Raw genomic sequence first — 17,353 nt, forward strand, 5'->3', positions numbered from 1 at the left:
TGTAATATTCATTCGACCCAAGAGAGCATTCGCTTCTATGGTGAGATGCCGATAGAGTTCTCTGTCTGATAAAACGGCTTCATAATGCACGATCAAAAAGATGCGATGACCCTGACTGGACTTCGATGGCCGAACTGGAGCCTGCAAGCGCAGGTGACCTTTGTGATCCTTCTGGTCGTCCTGGCGTTCGAAACCGCATCTGTCGGGCTTGATTACGTTCAGATCCGACAAAACCACCGGTCCGAGATTCGCAATCGGGGAGGAGCCTTCGTGCGCGAAGTATTGCCGGTGCTCGTCGCTGTACCCCCTGAGGAGCGCAGTGCCGTCGCGAAGCAATTCAACAGTTCTGAGCGGACGCTTCGGCTTGGTGACCAGCCGGGCATAACGGCTCAGGATGCGACACACCGATATCCGAGAATCGCGATCGCACTGGAAGACCGGTTTCGCAAGGATGGGTTTGAGATCGAAGCTCTGATGGTCGCCGACCGACGTATTGTCATGAGCGACGCGGACAACAATGTGTTTGGAGATTTTCTTACCGCGGGCCAGAGGTTTTCAACTTTGTCTGGGGATGACAGGCCGCCTGAGCCGGCAACCCTGTCGATCCTGTCCTTGAAATTGTCCGATGCGCTGAACTGGTACGATTTCTACATCCTCACAGCACCGATGAGCATGGTTCCATTGCTGATCATGGCGTCTCTGGACACAATCATCGCCCTTATCTTCACTGTTTTCATGATCGCATTGATCCGACGCATTCTGGGTCCGATGAATGCCCTGTCGCAAGGTGCGGAACTGTTGGGCCGGGGGGAACAGATAGATGCTCTGACACCGCAAGGCAGCAGAGATGTCCGCGAAACCGTTCTTGCTTTTAACCGGATGAGCGAGCGGGTCAGACAAGCCTATGACTATCAATCATCGCTGATCCAGAGTCTCGGACATGATCTGCGCGGGCCGCTGGACCGGGTGCGACGGCTTGCAAAAAGGGCGTCTCCAGAGGCTGTACAAGACGACCTTGTCGTGCGGATCAACGCAGTCGATGACATTATCGGGTCGGTCACAAGTTTCACGCGTGCCACGCGCCGAGATGGCGGTTTGGTCAGGGTTGATCTGCCTTCTCTGCTTGATGCGCTGGTGGATGAGCAAGTGGATCTGGGGAATATCTGCAGTTTGGATATCAAGGCGAATGTAACCGTAAAAGGACGTCATAACGCCCTGATGCGAACCTTCAGAAACCTGATAGAGAACGCTATAAAGTACGGCAATCTCGCTCGGGCGACACTGGATCGCAGCGATGGATTCGCGATTGTTACGGTGGACGACGAAGGTGAAGGGATCGCGCAGGATCAGTTGCAAAGCGCGTTCCGACCGTTTGAACGTCTGAACGCACAAGGCAAGGGGAGCGGCCTTGGACTGGCCATCGTGAAAGCCATCATTGTCGATCACGGCGGTGAGATCGAACTGACGAACCTGCATCCACATGGTTTACGGGCAACGGTGCGATTGCCGCTCGATCCGGTCGAAGTCAACCGGACCTGAACGCGTAGCCCTGACCCCATACGGTTTCGATGAAAACCGGATCCGCAGGGTCTGGTTCGATCTTGGTTCTGAGACGGCGTATAAGGGTGTCCACGCTGCGATCCCCTGTGCCACCATGCTGGCGTACGCGCGCGATCGCCAACAAATCTTCGCGGCTACAAACCAAACCGGGATTGGTAAGGAAATAGCGGATCACCTGTGCCTCGCTCGACGTTAGGGTGATCAGTCGGCCATCGTCATGTTGCAGGTGTCTCTCATCGTCGACAAAACGCCACGGGCCAAACCGGGTTGGTCTCTGATTGCCTGTGTCGCCTACCTGCGACCGCCGGAAAAACGCGCGGATACGCGCCAGAAGCTCCAGCATGATGTACGGTTTAACGATGTAATCGTCCGCTCCCAGTTCCAGCAGAGCGATCCGTTCAACATCATCTGTCACGGAACTTGCCATGATGATCCCCGACCGGGAGGTTTCGGCGATTTCCCGACACAGGACCTTCCCGCTGACGCCCGGCATCATGATGTCCAGCAGGTAGAGGTCATAGGGATTCTGCGAAATCAGCTTGCGCGCAGGACCGACGCTGTTGGCCCATTCGACATCATACCCGCGTTCCTCAAGAAAACTACGCGTCTGAGTCGCCAATTCCTCGTCGTCTTCAACGATAAGAATTCGATGCCCTTGGTCGGTTTCGGGTTCCGCCTTCATGTGTCGTGTCCCTTAATCCCCGCGCTGTATTCCGGATAGCACCTAATCGCTAAAACAACAAAGGTCGACGGTTCCGGCCAAAGGTACGGTTCGCGGCCTCGTGATGGGCCATGGCTCCTCAAAGGCTTGACGACCCCATAGGTTCAAGGGTCTGACCTGATCTTTCTGGTGTGACAAAAGTATGGACTTCCGTCCAACTTTACGCTGCCTTTCTAGCTCATGCCCGGCCTTCGTCGGTTCGTTCATTGATGAGATTGCATTCCAGATCGAAAAGACGCCACTGCGGCGGCACGCTCAGTGCCGCCATATCCCGAATGTTCATTTTCTTGCGCGAGCTCTGATCCGCCCAAGCATTCTATGTCATAAGCGCGTTCACATAGGCCATGCTGGCCTTCTATACATGCTGCGACAGAACTGAGGTCTCCTGACCGTTGCACCAGTTGGACACCAGCTCATTGCCATTCTGCCGGTCCACGCGCGCAATCCGACACCTATCACTTTACGGCAGTTGCGGGTCTTAAAGGTTGAATACGTATCCGCGTCCCCAAACGGTTTGCAAATGGATCGGCTGACCTGGGTCGGTTTCGATCTTTTTGCGTAGGCGTTTGATAAGGTTGTCGATGCTGCGATCATTGCGACCGACATGCTGGCGGATGCGTGACACGGCAAGCAGATCTTCGCGGTCAAAGACAATTTCTGGATTGGAGGTGAACAACCGCATGACCTGCGCCTCGCTGGATGTCAGCGTCACCAAGCGCCCATCGTCATGCAGCAAATGCCGTTCCTGTTCGTGCAATCGCCATGGGCCAAACCGGAGTGAATGCCGGTTCGGTCGTTTCCCGGAGCGTCTGAAATAGGCCCTGATCCGGGCCTGCAGTTCCAACATGTTGAACGGTTTGACAATGTAATCATCTGCGCCGAAATCCAGCAAGGCGATCCGTTCGGCGTCATCGTCGACGGCGCTTATGACGATGATTCCGGCCTGCGTGGTCTCGGCGATTTCGCAGCACAACACCCGCCCGTTTGTTCCGGGCAACAGCAGATCAAGCAGAACGAGTTCATCGGTGAATTCCGCTAGGCGCGACCGGGCTTCGGCGACCGACCCGGCGCTACGGACCGAATAGCCACGGCTTTCTAGCGCAGTGGCGACATCCCTGACAAAGTCAGCATCGTCATCGACGACCAGAATGCGTCCTTGCTTGGCCGTGTGCTTGATCACGTCGATTATCCTTTTGGTTGTAAGCCTGTCGATCGTGTCACGCGGGTCGAAATGTATCAAAGTCTAGCACGGCCGAAACAACTCTAATCTCTGCCAACTAAGGCACTGATTGAAATAGTTAATATCCGCTTTCGCAAAGTCTCGCCGACGGTTCGCCGGCTGGTTCCCATACTGTGTTCGCGCCGACAGGATAAAGGCTCGGACGTGGCCACGTCGAGTGCAATCTAAGATTGAAAGCAATGGAGACGTATAATGCCGTCAGGAACATTTTCCGACTTTCTCGATGCTCTGCTTGCGTTCGAATCCGGTTGGGACCGGGAGCGATACGAAAATGGCACAATACAAGACTGGCAACTGACACAGTGGGCCGGAGGCCCGGTCACAGACTTCTATCCGACCTATTCCCGTTGGAATGACCTGAACGACGCCGAATGGGAGACAATGGCCTACCAATCGACCAACTCTCTGGGGTTTGTCGGGTTTCAGTTCGGCGAGGCGCTGCTGATTGACCTCGGATACTACGACGATACGGTCTACTATGGCGCGGGTGCGTCTTCCAATACATGGGATGGTACATGGACTGGCAAGAACGGGGTCAACTCGCTGGACGCATTCAAGACCAAGGCGGCGCAATCCGTCGCCATACAGGAAGCATTCGGCTTTAACCTCTCGATCATTGAAGAAGGGCTATCCACTTCCGGGCAGAGCCTGGGTGATTTTCTGGGGACGACATCGACCTATTCGGCACCTGATGGAACCACTCAAACTGTTGTCCTGACCCTGACTGGGATCATGGCAGCGGCACATTTGCGCGGCGCGTATGGAACACTGAACCTGCTTCAGAACGGGTCGGTGTCCACGGATGAATACGGAACATCCATCTTGCAGTATATCGATCAATTCGGTGGCTATGACGGCCCGACCGTTGATCAGGCAATAAACTACTTCGAGGACCGACTGACAGGTGATGAGGGTCTTGATGGGCCGGGCGATGGCAGATCGGTTCCCGGCAGTCAGGGCACGGCCGATGTGAGCGCGGATACCGCAGACGTTATCGTCACTTGGTCATACGGATCGGACATTTTGGAAACCGGATTTGATCCCGCCACTGACACGATTTTTATGGACTGGATTTCGTCAGAAAGCCTGACTGTATCGGAAATCAACGGATCCGTCGTGTTCGAAATTCCCTCAAATGCGCAGAGACTGACGCTTCAGGGTGTTTCGTTGTCTGATCTGTCGCCGTCGAACTTCACAATTTTGGATGCGTCCGCCGCCGAGGAGATATTGGATCTCGTGTCCACGGGCACGTCACTTCAACCCGCCCCGGATCCGGAGCCGCAACCCGATCCAGAACCTGACCCTGTTCCGGAATCGGAGTCGACATCTGATGTGTCAGATCTCGACAACCCGTCGATTACAGCAGGCAATGCGGACGTGGTTGTCACCTGGGCCTATGGAAGCCAGACGGTTGTGCGGGAGTTTGATCCTGCAACGGACACCATTTTCGTTTCGTGGATCGGCGCCGAGCATCTGGAAGTGCGCGAAGAGGCCGGATGGCATAAATGCGCTTGATGCGACGGCCCGAGAAGAATTGTCATCCCTCATCGACAGCAGCGGCGGCACCAGTGGCCATGATGGACACACACACATGCATGTCATGATCGGGTTGGACAGTACCACGCAAACAATTGATGGGTTCATGCCTGCGAAGGGCGATGTCATTGAAATATCTGCAGACGTCACAGCCGAGAACTTTGCCTTGTTTCAAGAAACCGGAGGTGCATTGGGCACAACCGTCCGGATCGAGATCACCCACAACGGCGCGACAACGCAGACCATCCTGACCGGCGTCAGCCTCGGGGATCTTGAGATTGGAAACTTCTCGGCTGACAGCCAAGGCGTGCGGAACGAGGTCGCCGCCACGCTTGGAGCCGACATCGCCCCCCCCCCCCCGAGAGCGGCGGCTATCAGCTTGTCTATGACAATGACGGGTCGGACCCAACGGATGTAATACCTGACAGTGACGGGGTTGGTATAGTATATCGCGCTGACACAAATGCCGATGATATCACAGGTTTCAATCCCGCCATCGACCAGCTGGATTTTGGCGGCACCTCTGTGCATGGCATGATCGTGACGAAATCTCTGGCCGGAGAAATCGTCATCGACAGCCCATGGTCCAATGCTGCGCAAATCGTCCAGGGTGTCACATATCAGGCCGTTTCGCTGGCGAATTTCGGAATCGTCGGAAACGAACACTTCCGTCAGGACATGGGCGGCGTGATTTCATGGGAACAGAACATCGGGCCGAGGGATGCGGACACGGTCTATGTGCGCAGTCATGAATATGGCGTCAGCGAAACCGTGATGGACTTTGACCCCACAAGCATGAAAATCAGTTTTCTGTATTTCGGGACCCGCGAACGGCTGAGCGTGGAGGATAGTGATACCGGTCTGGTCATTTCGTCTCTGCCAACCGGACAAAGCATCACCTTTTCTGGTGTCGGCAAGGCGGATCTCATCCCGGGCCTGATAGAATTTCATCATGACCAGGTGATCGAGGACAATCTGGAGTTTCCGTTCGGCTTTGCTCAGGAGGATGTGACACTTGTAGATCGTACCATGCTTCTCACACCAGCTGGACCGGCAGGGGCGACAACGGACGGGTTTCAGACAAGCACTGGCAATATGACTGGTATCAGCGCTGAAACTGAGGATGGATCGGACCCCCAGACCGAAGATGAATCAGATGATGGCCCCTCGATCGGCGACGACGGAGGAACGACCCGTGAATTGGGGGCCGACGTCGACCTCGTCGACGTGACTTGGAACTGGGCTCACCAGTTTGAGCTTCTTGGTTTCGATCCATCGCAAGATCAATTTGATTTCAATTCCCTTAGCAGTGATAATCTGTCGGTTGCGGAGGTTGATGGCGATCTGATCTTTGAAGTCGTCAAAAACGGGGGAAACAAGATCACAGTGCGCGACGTCCAGGCCGAAGATCTGACCCTTGCAAACCTGAAAGCCGATGAATGGAACCCTATTCTAGAAAGCGACAGTATCATGATTGAGACGCTGGCAAGTCTTGGCTTTGATCCATTCGCCTGAGCTCTGAGCGGTGTCGACCAATTGCGTCGACACCGACAGACCCGGAATAGTCAGAGCAGTACTGCGAGACTGCTGGATCAGCACGAACATCTTTCTTTTAGATGAGCTGTGATCTTTGAGCCTATGGCTTGATGGTACGTTGCGTTCCCAGAAATAAAACGAAGCACGATAGGGCAGGCACGTCGTCAGAATTGCAATACTGCGATTACGGACTTCGCTCTCACAGCTGATCGATGGCTCAGGATTTCTCGAACGGTGCCGTTTCTGTCAGGCAAATTTTGACGATCATATTGATCCGCCAAGGCGGCGCGGACGGCTCTGCGCAACCCGTGCGTCAACCTTTCCGACAGCATATGCAGTGGCCTCTGGCAGCAATTTAAGCCACCGGCTGAAATTGTGTCAAAGTGTGACAAAGCATTTCTTTTGAAGGGCTTAGACTTGTGACTGGCGCGGCCTGTTGCCACGTAAGTTTCGTGAATTCAATTCAGGAGATTAACATGAAGTCGTCTACAGAAGTGCATCCTCAGCTCTCCGAGGCGCGGCGCGCCATGGTGGGCAGCCTTACTGCCATAGGATTGTTCAGCGGCGTCGTGAATCTGCTGATGCTGACCGGTCCTCTCTTCATGCTACAGGTCTATGACCGCGTTCTTGCTAGTCAGAGCGTCAGCACATTGGCCGCGCTGGCTGTTCTGGCCGCTGGTCTATATGGGTTCATGGCGTTGATTGATGCGGCCCGGACCCGTTTGCTGGTGACCATGGGGCACAAGTTTGAACAGCGTTTGTCCCGTGTGGCATTCGATAGTACCATAGCCGAAACAAGCCGGCCCGCCCAAGGCCGAAATGCGATCCGCGATGTTGAGCAAATTCGCAGCTTTCTGTCGGGGCAGGGTGCTGCAGCGCTGTTCGACATGCCTTGGATGCCGATATATCTGGGCCTTGTCTTTGCGTTGCACGTCTGGCTTGGAATTGTTGGCATTCTTGGGGCGGTGGTTTTGCTTGCCGGCGCGGTCGTCACCGACCGGATCGTGCGCCGGGCAACGCTATCGCAATCCGAACAGGCGGGTCGCCGCGCAAGACTGACTGAGGCCAGCCGCCGCAATGCTGAAACCGTCCGTGCTTTGGGGATGCAGTCACATCTGGCGTCGGCTTGGCAAAACGTGAATGACCGCTTCCTGCAGGTCAGCGCCCGCGCCGCGCTTGCCGTTGGGCTGTCGTCGAGCGCCACCAAGGTCTTTCGTTTGGGCCTGCAGTCGGCGATCCTTGCGGTGGCCGCGTATCTCGCGATTCACAATGAACTTTCGCCGGGCTCAATCGTTGCAGCATCGGTCATTATGTCCCGCGGGTTGCAACCTATCGAAACGCTGGTCGGCAGCTGGCGCGGCATCGTCGGAGCGGGGCGGGCATGGCAGCAACTGAAATGCACTCTGGCGGGCGGAAACGAAACGGCGCAACTGGAATTGCCAGACGCCAAATCATCCCTGACGGTCGAAGGGTTGATCGTTGTGCCACCCGGCGCCAAACAGGCTGCGCTGAAGGGTGTCGGTTTTGGGCTCTCGGTCGGCGAAGCGCTGGCGGTCATCGGACCCACCGGTGGCGGCAAGTCGACGCTTGCGCGGGCCTTGGTATCGGCTTGGTCAGCGTCGCGCGGCACAGTACGTCTGGATGGCGTTCCGATGGATCAGTTCCGGCCTGAGGATCTGGGCCGGCAGATCGGTTATCTGCCGCAGGACGTCGAATTATTCGAAGGCACGATAGCGCAAAATATTGCCCGTTTTGATCCGGATGCTTTGGACGAGAACATAGTTGCCGCCGCGATGGCCGCTGGTGTGCATGAACTGGTAGCCAACCTTGAGGGCGGGTACGGCGCTATGGTCGGTGAACGGGGCGCGGCCCTATCAGGCGGCCAGCGGCAGCGGATCGCGTTGGCGCGGGCGCTTTATGGTGACCCATTCCTGATTGTCTTGGATGAACCGAACTCGAACTTGGATAGCACTGGCGAAGCCGCGCTTAACGCCGCCATCGTGGCCGCCAAGGGTCGTGGTGCCATCGTTGTCGTAATTGCCCATCGTGCCACTGTGCTTGGCGCGGTCGACAAGATCCTGGTGATGGAGAATGGCCAGGTTGCCGCATTCGGGTCGCGGGACGACGTCTTGCAACGCATGCGTGCCGAGAACCAGGCGACGGTCCGCGAAGCTCAACCCCAAACAGCCGGTGGTGTCGGGGTTATGCGTGGTGCCGCGCCGACAGCCCCGCAGGCGGCGGCAGGCTGAACTGCCGTTACCGATCCCGGCTTGCCCGGGCGACCAATAGCTATTGATGCATTTTATCAGGAGATCAACATGTCAACCGATATAGATTCCAAGAAGACGCAAGGTTTTGTCGACCGTTCACGCAGTGCAATTCTCACCGGCATTCTCGCCTGCGCCTCGCTTGTCGGTGGCGTCGGTGGCTGGATGGTGACCGCCAGCTTGTCCGGTGCGGTTGTCACCCATGGCAACGTCGTGGTTGCAACGTCCCTCAAGGCTGTCCAGCATCCAGACGGCGGGATCGTTGGCGATATTTGTGTCCGCAACGGTGATCGTGTTCGCGCGGGCGATATCGTCCTGTCTTTGGATGACAAACTTCTTCGGGCCAATCGGGTGCTTGTGGATGAACAGCTTGTTGCTCTTGATGCCCGCCTGGCCCGGTTAAGCGCAGAACGCGACGGCAGTGACGAGATTGTGCTTTCGCAGGAATTGCAAAACCGTGAGGCGGAACCAGCCGTAAGAGCTGCGCTGGTGGCCCAAACTGCGGTGCTGGAAGCAGCCCGTCTGACCCGCGCCGGTCAGGTTGCGGCCTACGAAGAACAGGTCGCGCAATTGCAGCAACAGATTACTGGACTGCAGGACCAGCGCACCGCAACCTATGAACAGGTAGCCTTGATCGAGCATGAACTGTCCGGTCTCGAAATACTCTTCGATAAGGGTCTGACACCCGAGGTTCGGATTACGGCACTCAAGCGCGAACGGTCTGCGTTGCTGGGATCGGGTGGATCCTACACTTCGCAAATGGCGGTGGCCCGTGGCAAGATCAGCGAAACCAAGCTTGCGATCCTTCAGCTCGAAAAGGGATTCCGCGAGAAGGTGATGAACGAAATCTCCTCACTGATGCCCGAACTTTCACAGTTGAAGGAACGCCGCTCGGCCGCCGACCTGCAACTCGCGCGGATCGACGTGCGGGCACCGGTCGACGGGATCGTGCACGAACTCGCCGTTCACACGGTTGGGGGGTGGTTATGTCCGGCGAGATGCTGATGCAGATCGTACCGGATGCCGACAATCTGGTGGTGACAGCCATGGTCGCCCCGCAGGATATCAACCACGTGTCCGTCGGCCAGGACGCTGCGTTGGTGATCGGTGCGTTCGACCAGAAAGTGGTGCCGCGTCTGGACGGAATGGTGAGCTTTGTTTCACCTGACCTAAAAACCGACGAGAGAACCGGCATGGCGCTTTACGAGGTTCGTATCGCCTTGGGTGATAGCGCAGTGACCGAGCTTGCTGAAAGGGATCTCGCGCTGCTGCCCGGGATGCCGGCCGAAGTCTATATCAGCACCAGTGATCGGACTGTGGCCGAGTATCTGGCGGAACCGCTCGCAAAACAAATGCGCACCACGTTCCGCGAGAGTTAAACGGCTACCGGACGCACCGGACACGGGTGTGTTATGCCCGCATCCGGTGTGTCCCGAAACCTTTCGGGGCCGGCATCAGACAGATCAAGAAAACGACAGCAGCACCGGAAACCTCGGGGACGCGGCAGATGCCGTGCGCCATTTTCGGAGCCGTAAGATGTCACCGAAAAAAGTCATACTTTGTAACAGTTTAGCATGTCTTTTTCGGTTGGTGAAACCGGCACAAGCCCCTAGTTCGATGCCATCCCCGACGACAGATCGGGGCAGTGAACTGAAGCAATTTCCAGTCAGGATTTGGAGAAGAAAATGACCAAGTATGAAAAGTTCGACCTGCTCGCAGATGAGGCAGGTGAGTTCGAAGCGGTTCATCCGCTGATCGATGACAACGCCGACCTTGTCACAATACAGCCTCTGCCGCTCGGTCCGGTCGATCAGCCCGGCGATACCAGCGACGCTGTCGAAGTCCGGCCTTTCCCAAGCGGCCCGGTCGATGAGTCCGAGGATGGTGGCGACCTAGTTGCCGTGCAACCGCTGCCGTTGGGTCCGGTCATCGCTTCCGCAGAAGCCAGCGATTTCACTCTAACCACAGCCATTGCGTCAAGTACCGTGCATCAGGCCGACATTCAAAACGCCTTCACCGATGACGATTGGCAAGGTATGTACGATGATGGGCTCACCAACTACTCAGAGAACACATGGGGTCTGCTAGGCGACCTCGGAGTCAGAAACTATGTCGCCAAAGACGCGAACACTGGACCAATGATCGCCGGAAACGGGTGGTCGGATGAAGCGAAAGAAGCCGCAGATTATCTTCTTGCCAAGCACGACGAACTGCTTTCAACGGACCAAGCATGGAGTTCGGGCCTAGCCAGACCCGCGGAAACAAAGGTCACTTCGCTGGGGGTTCTTAAACTTGGTTCCGATGTCACAGAATTTGACATGATGTCAGAGGGTATCAGCTGGAGCCATTATCTTGGGAAACACCTCTACACCGACTACAAGGTCTATTCCGGCGTCGATGCCAGCGGCTACGTGACATATACCGGGGCCAGCAAGGAAAAATGGTATGACGCCTCACACGGTCAGCGGGATGATTACGGCATGCCGAACTCGCAAACCGGCGGGGTGTATAGCCAGACAAGCACCACAATGGAATACAGGAACGTCTTCCAGGGCGGTGATTTCGGCAACTCAATAACCGGTGGCGCCTACAACGATATCCTGATCGGAGGTCAGAGCGACGATACAATCCTTGGTGTTGGTGGTTCAAACAAGATCTACGGCGTTGGTGGCGATAACCGGATCGACGGCGGCAGCGGCGATTCGATCATTTTTGGAGGCACCGGAAACGATTTCATCGTTTCGGGTGAAGGCGTAAATGAAATCGTGTTGGCCGATGGTGACAATTGGGTGGTTCTCAATCAGACTAAAATCATCAAAGACGCCGAAGATACTGTCCAAAAAAACACCGTGGTTCTGGGAACTGGCACCGATACCGTGGTTATCGGCAACATTCCGGCCGCTGAGACCTCGACGACGTCGACTTTGGGCGATTGGGGCGCAAGTTTAAGCACCGATATCGGTTTGGACGTCGGTAAAGATGCAGTCAGTGCCTTTACTGATTTTATGGGAGCAGCCAATCCAGTTTGGGGCATGGCGTTTTCCGCCACGAAAGACGTGCTTTCGGCGTTGATTGGCGGCACTCCGGACGACATCATAGAAACCACGGAATATGCGACTCCTGAAGTTACCCAGATCATGGATTTCAACCCGGTTACAGATCGCCTTCTGATGCCGATGAATTCGTCGGACACGAACAACATTCGGTTCGATACCGGTAAAACCTCCGGCTACGATCTGACGATCTATGAACTGAAAGAGGTGAACGGCGATAACATTGAAACAGTGCTGGCCTATGTCAACTTCACCTCACAGGAGAACATATTCTATCCGGGGTCGGAGAAAGCGATGAATTCATATACGGAACTCACAACAGAAGAAAAGACGGCTTTCGCGGATGCGCTCATGGCGAATTCCATGATCGTGGATGAGTCGGGCATTCGGGTTGGCAGCAGCACGGATGAGACCGAGAAAACGTTCGACATCTCGTCTAACGACATGGATGCATTGTCTTCCGTTTCCGACGATCTCGGCGCGGGACGTTACATGTTCGCCGGCGCATGGAACGGAAACTATGTATTTGGCGGTGAAGGGCCGATCACTGGCACGCAACACGACGACGTGTTGTTTGGCTTTGATCTGTACGGGCAGACTGTTGCCGCAGATTCCACTAGCGGCCACGTATTCTATGGCTTTAGCGGTGACAACTTGTATGCACCAGGCGGCGGCAAGAACCGTGTGTTAGGTGGTGACGGTGAAGATACCGTGTCCTACGAATGGTCATACAATGCCATAGACATTGATATGAGTGCCAAGCTTCTTGACGAAAACAACAAGCATTATGGACTGGGCGTCAAAGCCTATAACGGATTTGGAGGCGAGGCCGATAACTATGACTGGCTTTGGAATGTCGATAACGTCATTGGCAGCAATCATGACGATGTGGTCATTGGTGACGAGAATGACAATATCTTGATCTCGACCGGCGGGGCCAACACCTGGACCGGCACGGGCGGGTCCAACACTTTTGTCCTGACGGGTGGGTCCTCGACCATCACCGACTTCACCGATGGCAACGACACAATCCTAATCCATAAGTTGGACTACGTGGATGCCAGCGTGAATTTCAGAGCCCATCTGCAATGGGTGGAAGGTGACGATGACTGGACGCTATACAATACGGCGGGTGATGATGATCAAGCCCTAGTAATTCTTGAGAAAGGCGACGGGTTTGACGGGCCGGTAGACATTGATCTGTGTCGACCGAATGGTACGATCGACACGATCAACAGTGACAGTCTGAGCATTGATCTGATCGTTTGATCCCGAATCTGCAATCAAGTGGTACCGGCGGTTTACTGTTTTCGCCGGTATCAACTCACATCGCGACCATGGGGACCAGGCGGCATTTGGCCCGAACTGTATCTCTGAATCTGCTTTACTTGCGCAACTGATGCGGCGGTATTGTCAGAAGGGTTGATGGGGTGCTTTACCAAAGATTTTGACCGGCGTCGTTAACGGCGCCGGTTTTCTACATTTCCCGGAACTGTGTGAAATGGCTCTATCCGATTTCATGTCTGGAAGTCGATTTTCGACGAACTTTGTCACATTTCAAAGCACTGAATTGGTTTGATAAAATTGGGATTGATCCCCATTTCAATTCTGTAGCCGACGCGGTGTCGAGCCTGCAAGTTCATTCAATTTTCTACTCCGGAAAGGAGAACCAAAATGACAAACCTTGATAAATTTCAGCCCCGCACTGAGCAGCATGAAAAATCCGCAGCAAACCAGGAAAATGCCGAGGTGACCGCCGTGCGGCCGATCCTTCCCAATGAAGATGTCGATGTAACGGCGGTGCAGCCGTTGCCACTCGGCCCGGTCTTTGCGTCCGACGATACGAGTGACGCTGTGGAAGTACGGCCTTTTCCGTTTGATGAAGAGCTCGACGTAACCGCTGTGCAGCCGATCCTCCCCAACGAAGATGTTGATGCGAGCTCCGTTCAGCCGATTCTCCCGAACGAAGGTGTCGATGCGTCTGCCGTGCACCCGATCGTTCCAAACGACGATCTTGATGCGAGCGCCGTGCAACCGATCCTTCCCAATGAAGATGTCGATGTAACGGCGGTGCAGCCGTTGCCACTCGGCCCAGTCTTTGCGTCCGACGATACCAGTGACGCTGTGGAAGTACGGCCCTTTCCTCTTGATGAAGCTCTCGAAGTCACTGCCGTGCAGCCGATCCTTCCCGACGAAGAACTCGAGGTGACCGCGGTGCAGCCGATTCAGCCAAACCAAGACACTGCGAATACCGACTTCTCTTCGATGTTCACCTCAATGTTTGATGATGGATACTATTCCGACGGCGTCATGACACAGCTTGAGGGTTTTGGCATTGGAGATCTATTAGCCAACGACTTGTATTCAAAGCCGACTAACACTGCGAACAACGCTCATCTTTTGGTCGAAACTGGCGAAGGTTTCGACCCCGCCTCTGAAACCACAACCAACTTGCCAGACGTTCTTCCGTCTGACTTCACACCAGAGATCATGCCTCTCGACAGCCTCGGCGTCGATCTGATCGTGTAGCTAGAAGTTTGAGCAAAGACCGGCGGCGGCGAACCCGCCGCCGGTAGAGCAGGCCAACTTCGCACCGATCGCCAAGGCCATCGACTTTGTATCCAGAAATACCATGCTGGACGATTGAGTAACTAACTGCGACGATATTGCAGGTTGGGAATGTGTGTATGGCCTGCTCTCCAATTTCTGGTATCTGAAGTTTTATGGATATCATTCTCGTAACCACAATTGTCGCATCGCTTTTTTTGCTCATCGGGGCAGCCGAGCCATTGGCCAACTATTTGCGGCTTCCCTATGCGGTGATCATTGCCTGTCTTGGTATTCTGATCGGGGTGGCGGCGACCTTCTTTCTTTACACGCCGCTGACCGACGCGCTGAACCCGGTGGCCGAGGCCATTCTGGCTTTTCCGATCAATTCCAATGTGTTCCTTTACGTGTTTTTGCCGACGCTCGTGTTTCAAGTGACGCTTGGACTGAACCTGCGACGCTTGGCAGATGACTGGGTGCCAATCCTCGTGCTGGCGGTAGTGGCCGTCTTTGTTGCCACCTTCGTTGTGGGCTATGCGCTGGCGCTGGTCAGCACGCTGACACTGTCGGCGGCCCTGCTGGTGGGCGCCATCGTGTCTACGACCGACCCGTCGGCGGTGGTCAGCATCTTCCGCTCGATTTCGGCGCCGCGACGGCTGGCACGGATCATCGAAGGAGAAAGCCTGCTGAATGACGCAGCCGCAATCGCGCTGGCAGCGTTGTTTCTAGAATTCGTCATGTCAGGAGTTCCCGATCCGTCCGTCCAAAGCGCGCTGGCACGGTTTCCCGTGCTATTATTGGGCGGGGCCGCTGTTGGTTGGGTTGCGGCGCGGATTGCGATTTGGATCATGGCGCTATTTGGCAGGTATGAGCAGGCAGTGATCTCCGTCTCAATTGCGTTGCCATATCTCGCCTATATCTTCGCCGAACAAAGTGTTGGGACCTCTGGTGTGATTGCGGTCGTCGTCGCAGCAATGACCTTGCAGTTGACTGGGCCACGGCGTCTGCCGCCGCTGACATGGAAAAACCTCCTCGAGGTTTGGAATCTTTTGGCTCATTGGGCGGGCGCGCTGATCTTTATTCTTGCAGCCCTCCTGATCCCGCGGATGCTGGAGACGATCAACTGGCAGGATCTGGGGCTGATCATCGTAGTCGTGATCGCGGCCATCGTGGCGCGGGCCTTGATCCTGTATCTGCTGCTGCCAATTCTGGCGCGTCTTGGCCTGTCTCCTGTGGTTGAACGACCCTACCGCGTGGCGATCCTTTGGGGCGGTCTGCGGGGCGCGGTCACGCTGTCGCTGGCGCTGTCCGTTACCGAAAGCGTCGCCGTCCCGGTAGAGATCAAAAGACAGGTCGCGATCCTGGCCACGGGGTTTACGCTGTTCACCTTGCTGGTGCAGGGCACCACGCTACGATGGGTAATCAAGCGGCTTGGTCTCGACAGTTTATCTCCGCTCGACACCGCGCTTTACAACCAGGTGATCGCAGTCGCCCTTCAGACCGTCCGCGAAGACATGGCTCGCGTCACGGAAAACTATGACCTGAACCGTGATACTGTCAGGACCGAGGCCAAGCAGTTTGGCGAGCGATTGGACATGGCAGTCAAATTGGCTGACGATAATACGGACGTTTTGGACCGCGACCGCGTCACACTCGGCCTGATCGCCCTAGCGAGTGCGGAGCGGGATGCAGTCCTTGCGCGTTTCAAGGAACGGACAATTTCGGCCGCCTTGTCTGAGCGGCTTTTGGCGGATGCAGATAACTTGATCGAAGCGTCACGGTATGCCGGGCGCAGTGGCTATAAGTCGTCCGCCCGGCGCAGTCTGGGACAAGGCCGTTGGTTGCGTTTAGCCTTCCGGTTGCACAATCGGTTGCGCTTCTCAAAGCCGCTCTCAAATATCACCGCCACACGTTTTGGATTATTGTTGTCACAGCGGCTGATCTTGCGGGACCTGCACGCGTTCATCAAGGGACGCATCCGGCGGATCCATGGGAAACGGGTGGCAGAGCTTTTGCACACGATGCTCGACAACAGGATCGAGGCCGTTGAGCAAGCCCTTGAAGGATTGCGCCTGCAATTTCCGGGCTACGCGGAAGAGATGGAGCGCCGCATTATTCGGCGCACCGCCCTGCGCCTTGAGGAGCGCGAATATGACACGCTGCTTGAGGACGGTTTGATTGGGGAGGAGGTTCACAGCGCCCTCACTCAGGATGTCGGCGGTCGTCGCGACGAGGCTGAGGCCACCGCCCGTCTTGATCTTGCGATCCAGAAAACTGAACTGGTCCGACAGTTCCCGCTGTTTGCCGAGATGGACGATGCGGTCTTGGGTCGATTGGCCAAGTCATTGGTGACGCGATATGTTGATGTCGGCGAGATGATTTTGCGCCGCGAGAATGCGAATAAGAGCGTCTATTTCGTCGCTTCGGGCGCTGTTGAACTTGAGGTCGCGGGCCAGACATGGCGGCTGGGGCGGGGCGACATGTTTGGCCAGATGGGCCTTTTGATGAAGCGACCGACCCGCGCCGATGTGCGCGCCATTGCGCCGTCAACGCTACTTGTTCTTGATGAATACCGCTTCTTGCGCCTGCTTAAACGCAGCGACGCCGTCAAAAACGCTGTAGACCAAAGCGCGCGCACACGCGGTATTTCTATTGAGCATCTCAAAGAGGATCTCATGAAGCAAGGCTGAAAACAGCGGCTCGTCACCGTTGCGATATACGTCGCAAAGATGGTTAACCTGGATTGTTTGGCGTTAGGGTCTGGACCCATTGATTTCAGGCGAGCATCATGATTCACCGCCGGAAAACTGAGCGGTGATATGTCTGATCTTTTCTGGTTGAGCGACGCGCAGATGGCGCGTTTGAAGCCCTATTTTCCGAAGTCGCACGGCAA

The 17,353-nt window shown here is 55.7% G+C and carries 12 protein-coding genes; 10 read left to right on the forward strand and 2 right to left on the reverse strand.

Annotated features, from left to right (window positions below):
- Nucleotides 1–84 precede the first annotated feature (84 nt).
- Entirely contained in the window at nt 85–1,539 is a 1,455-nt protein-coding gene (locus ABJO75_RS07300; protein WP_348128881.1) for an ATP-binding protein, read from the forward strand.
- Here the strand turns inward: ABJO75_RS07300 and ABJO75_RS07305 are convergent.
- Both ABJO75_RS07305 and ABJO75_RS07310 read right to left on the reverse strand, forming a co-directional pair.
- A complete protein-coding gene (locus tag ABJO75_RS07305; RefSeq protein ID WP_348128884.1) occupies nt 1,526–2,242 on the reverse strand; it encodes a response regulator transcription factor in 717 nt (238 codons plus the stop codon). The genes ABJO75_RS07300 and ABJO75_RS07305 overlap by 14 nt on opposite strands.
- Before the next feature lie 517 nt (nt 2,243–2,759).
- A complete protein-coding gene (locus ABJO75_RS07310) occupies nt 2,760–3,461 on the reverse strand; it encodes a response regulator transcription factor (protein WP_348128887.1) in 702 nt (233 codons plus the stop codon).
- Between the two features lie 252 nt (nt 3,462–3,713).
- On the opposite strand from ABJO75_RS07310, the gene ABJO75_RS07315 reads away from it, so the two are divergent.
- From ABJO75_RS07315 to ABJO75_RS07355, 9 genes are all read left to right on the forward strand, one after another.
- The gene (locus ABJO75_RS07315) at nt 3,714–5,036 is read left to right on the forward strand and encodes a hypothetical protein (protein ID WP_348128890.1); all 1,323 of its coding nucleotides are present in this window, start codon (nt 3,714–3,716) and stop codon (nt 5,034–5,036) included.
- Nucleotides 5,037–5,112: 76 nt separating this feature from the next.
- The gene (locus tag ABJO75_RS07320) at nt 5,113–5,475 is read left to right on the forward strand and encodes a hypothetical protein (protein WP_348128893.1); all 363 of its coding nucleotides are present in this window, start codon (nt 5,113–5,115) and stop codon (nt 5,473–5,475) included.
- A 122-nt stretch (nt 5,476–5,597) separates the two neighbouring features.
- The gene (locus ABJO75_RS07325) at nt 5,598–6,572 is read left to right on the forward strand and encodes a hypothetical protein (protein WP_348432401.1); all 975 of its coding nucleotides are present in this window, start codon (nt 5,598–5,600) and stop codon (nt 6,570–6,572) included.
- A 497-nt stretch (nt 6,573–7,069) separates the two neighbouring features.
- On the forward strand, nt 7,070–8,842 hold the full coding sequence (locus tag ABJO75_RS07330; RefSeq protein WP_348128898.1) for a type I secretion system permease/ATPase: 1,773 nt from the start codon (nt 7,070–7,072) through the stop codon (nt 8,840–8,842).
- A gap of 69 nt (nt 8,843–8,911) precedes the next feature.
- Nucleotides 8,912–9,865, forward strand: coding sequence for a hypothetical protein (locus tag ABJO75_RS07335; RefSeq protein WP_348128901.1), 954 nt, complete (start codon nt 8,912–8,914; stop codon nt 9,863–9,865).
- Nucleotides 9,847–10,239: an HlyD family efflux transporter periplasmic adaptor subunit gene (locus ABJO75_RS07340; protein WP_348128903.1), complete on the forward strand. Its 393-nt coding sequence runs from the start codon at nt 9,847–9,849 to the stop codon at nt 10,237–10,239. The genes ABJO75_RS07335 and ABJO75_RS07340 overlap by 19 nt, the downstream gene beginning before the upstream one ends.
- Before the next feature lie 306 nt (nt 10,240–10,545).
- Nucleotides 10,546–13,182, forward strand: coding sequence for a hypothetical protein (locus ABJO75_RS07345; RefSeq protein WP_348128906.1), 2,637 nt, complete (start codon nt 10,546–10,548; stop codon nt 13,180–13,182).
- Between the two features lie 405 nt (nt 13,183–13,587).
- Nucleotides 13,588–14,442 (forward strand): hypothetical protein, encoded by an 855-nt coding sequence (locus ABJO75_RS07350; RefSeq protein WP_348128908.1) that lies wholly within the window; start codon nt 13,588–13,590, stop codon nt 14,440–14,442.
- 194 nt (nt 14,443–14,636) lie between these two features.
- Nucleotides 14,637–17,150, forward strand: coding sequence for a cation:proton antiporter (locus ABJO75_RS07355; RefSeq protein WP_348128911.1), 2,514 nt, complete (start codon nt 14,637–14,639; stop codon nt 17,148–17,150).
- Nucleotides 17,151–17,353 lie beyond the last annotated feature (203 nt).

It is taken from the genome of Sedimentitalea sp. (assembly GCF_039973035.1).
Classification (GTDB): Bacteria; Pseudomonadota; Alphaproteobacteria; order Rhodobacterales; family Rhodobacteraceae; genus Sedimentitalea.

Bases quoted from the DNA above. Each gene is read 5' to 3' on its own strand.
- ABJO75_RS07300 (WP_348128881.1), top strand. From the start codon at position 85: ATGCACGATCAAAAAGATGCGATGACCCTGACTGGACTTCGATGGCCG.
- ABJO75_RS07305 (WP_348128884.1), bottom strand. From the start codon at position 2,242: ATGAAGGCGGAACCCGAAACCGACCAAGGGCATCGAATTCTTATCGTT.
- ABJO75_RS07315 (WP_348128890.1), top strand. From the start codon at position 3,714: ATGCCGTCAGGAACATTTTCCGACTTTCTCGATGCTCTGCTTGCGTTC.
- ABJO75_RS07320 (WP_348128893.1), top strand. From the start codon at position 5,113: ATGCATGTCATGATCGGGTTGGACAGTACCACGCAAACAATTGATGGG.
- ABJO75_RS07330 (WP_348128898.1), top strand. From the start codon at position 7,070: ATGAAGTCGTCTACAGAAGTGCATCCTCAGCTCTCCGAGGCGCGGCGC.
- ABJO75_RS07335 (WP_348128901.1), top strand. From the start codon at position 8,912: ATGTCAACCGATATAGATTCCAAGAAGACGCAAGGTTTTGTCGACCGT.
- ABJO75_RS07340 (WP_348128903.1), top strand. From the start codon at position 9,847: ATGTCCGGCGAGATGCTGATGCAGATCGTACCGGATGCCGACAATCTG.
- ABJO75_RS07345 (WP_348128906.1), top strand. From the start codon at position 10,546: ATGACCAAGTATGAAAAGTTCGACCTGCTCGCAGATGAGGCAGGTGAG.
- ABJO75_RS07350 (WP_348128908.1), top strand. From the start codon at position 13,588: ATGACAAACCTTGATAAATTTCAGCCCCGCACTGAGCAGCATGAAAAA.
- ABJO75_RS07355 (WP_348128911.1), top strand. From the start codon at position 14,637: ATGGATATCATTCTCGTAACCACAATTGTCGCATCGCTTTTTTTGCTC.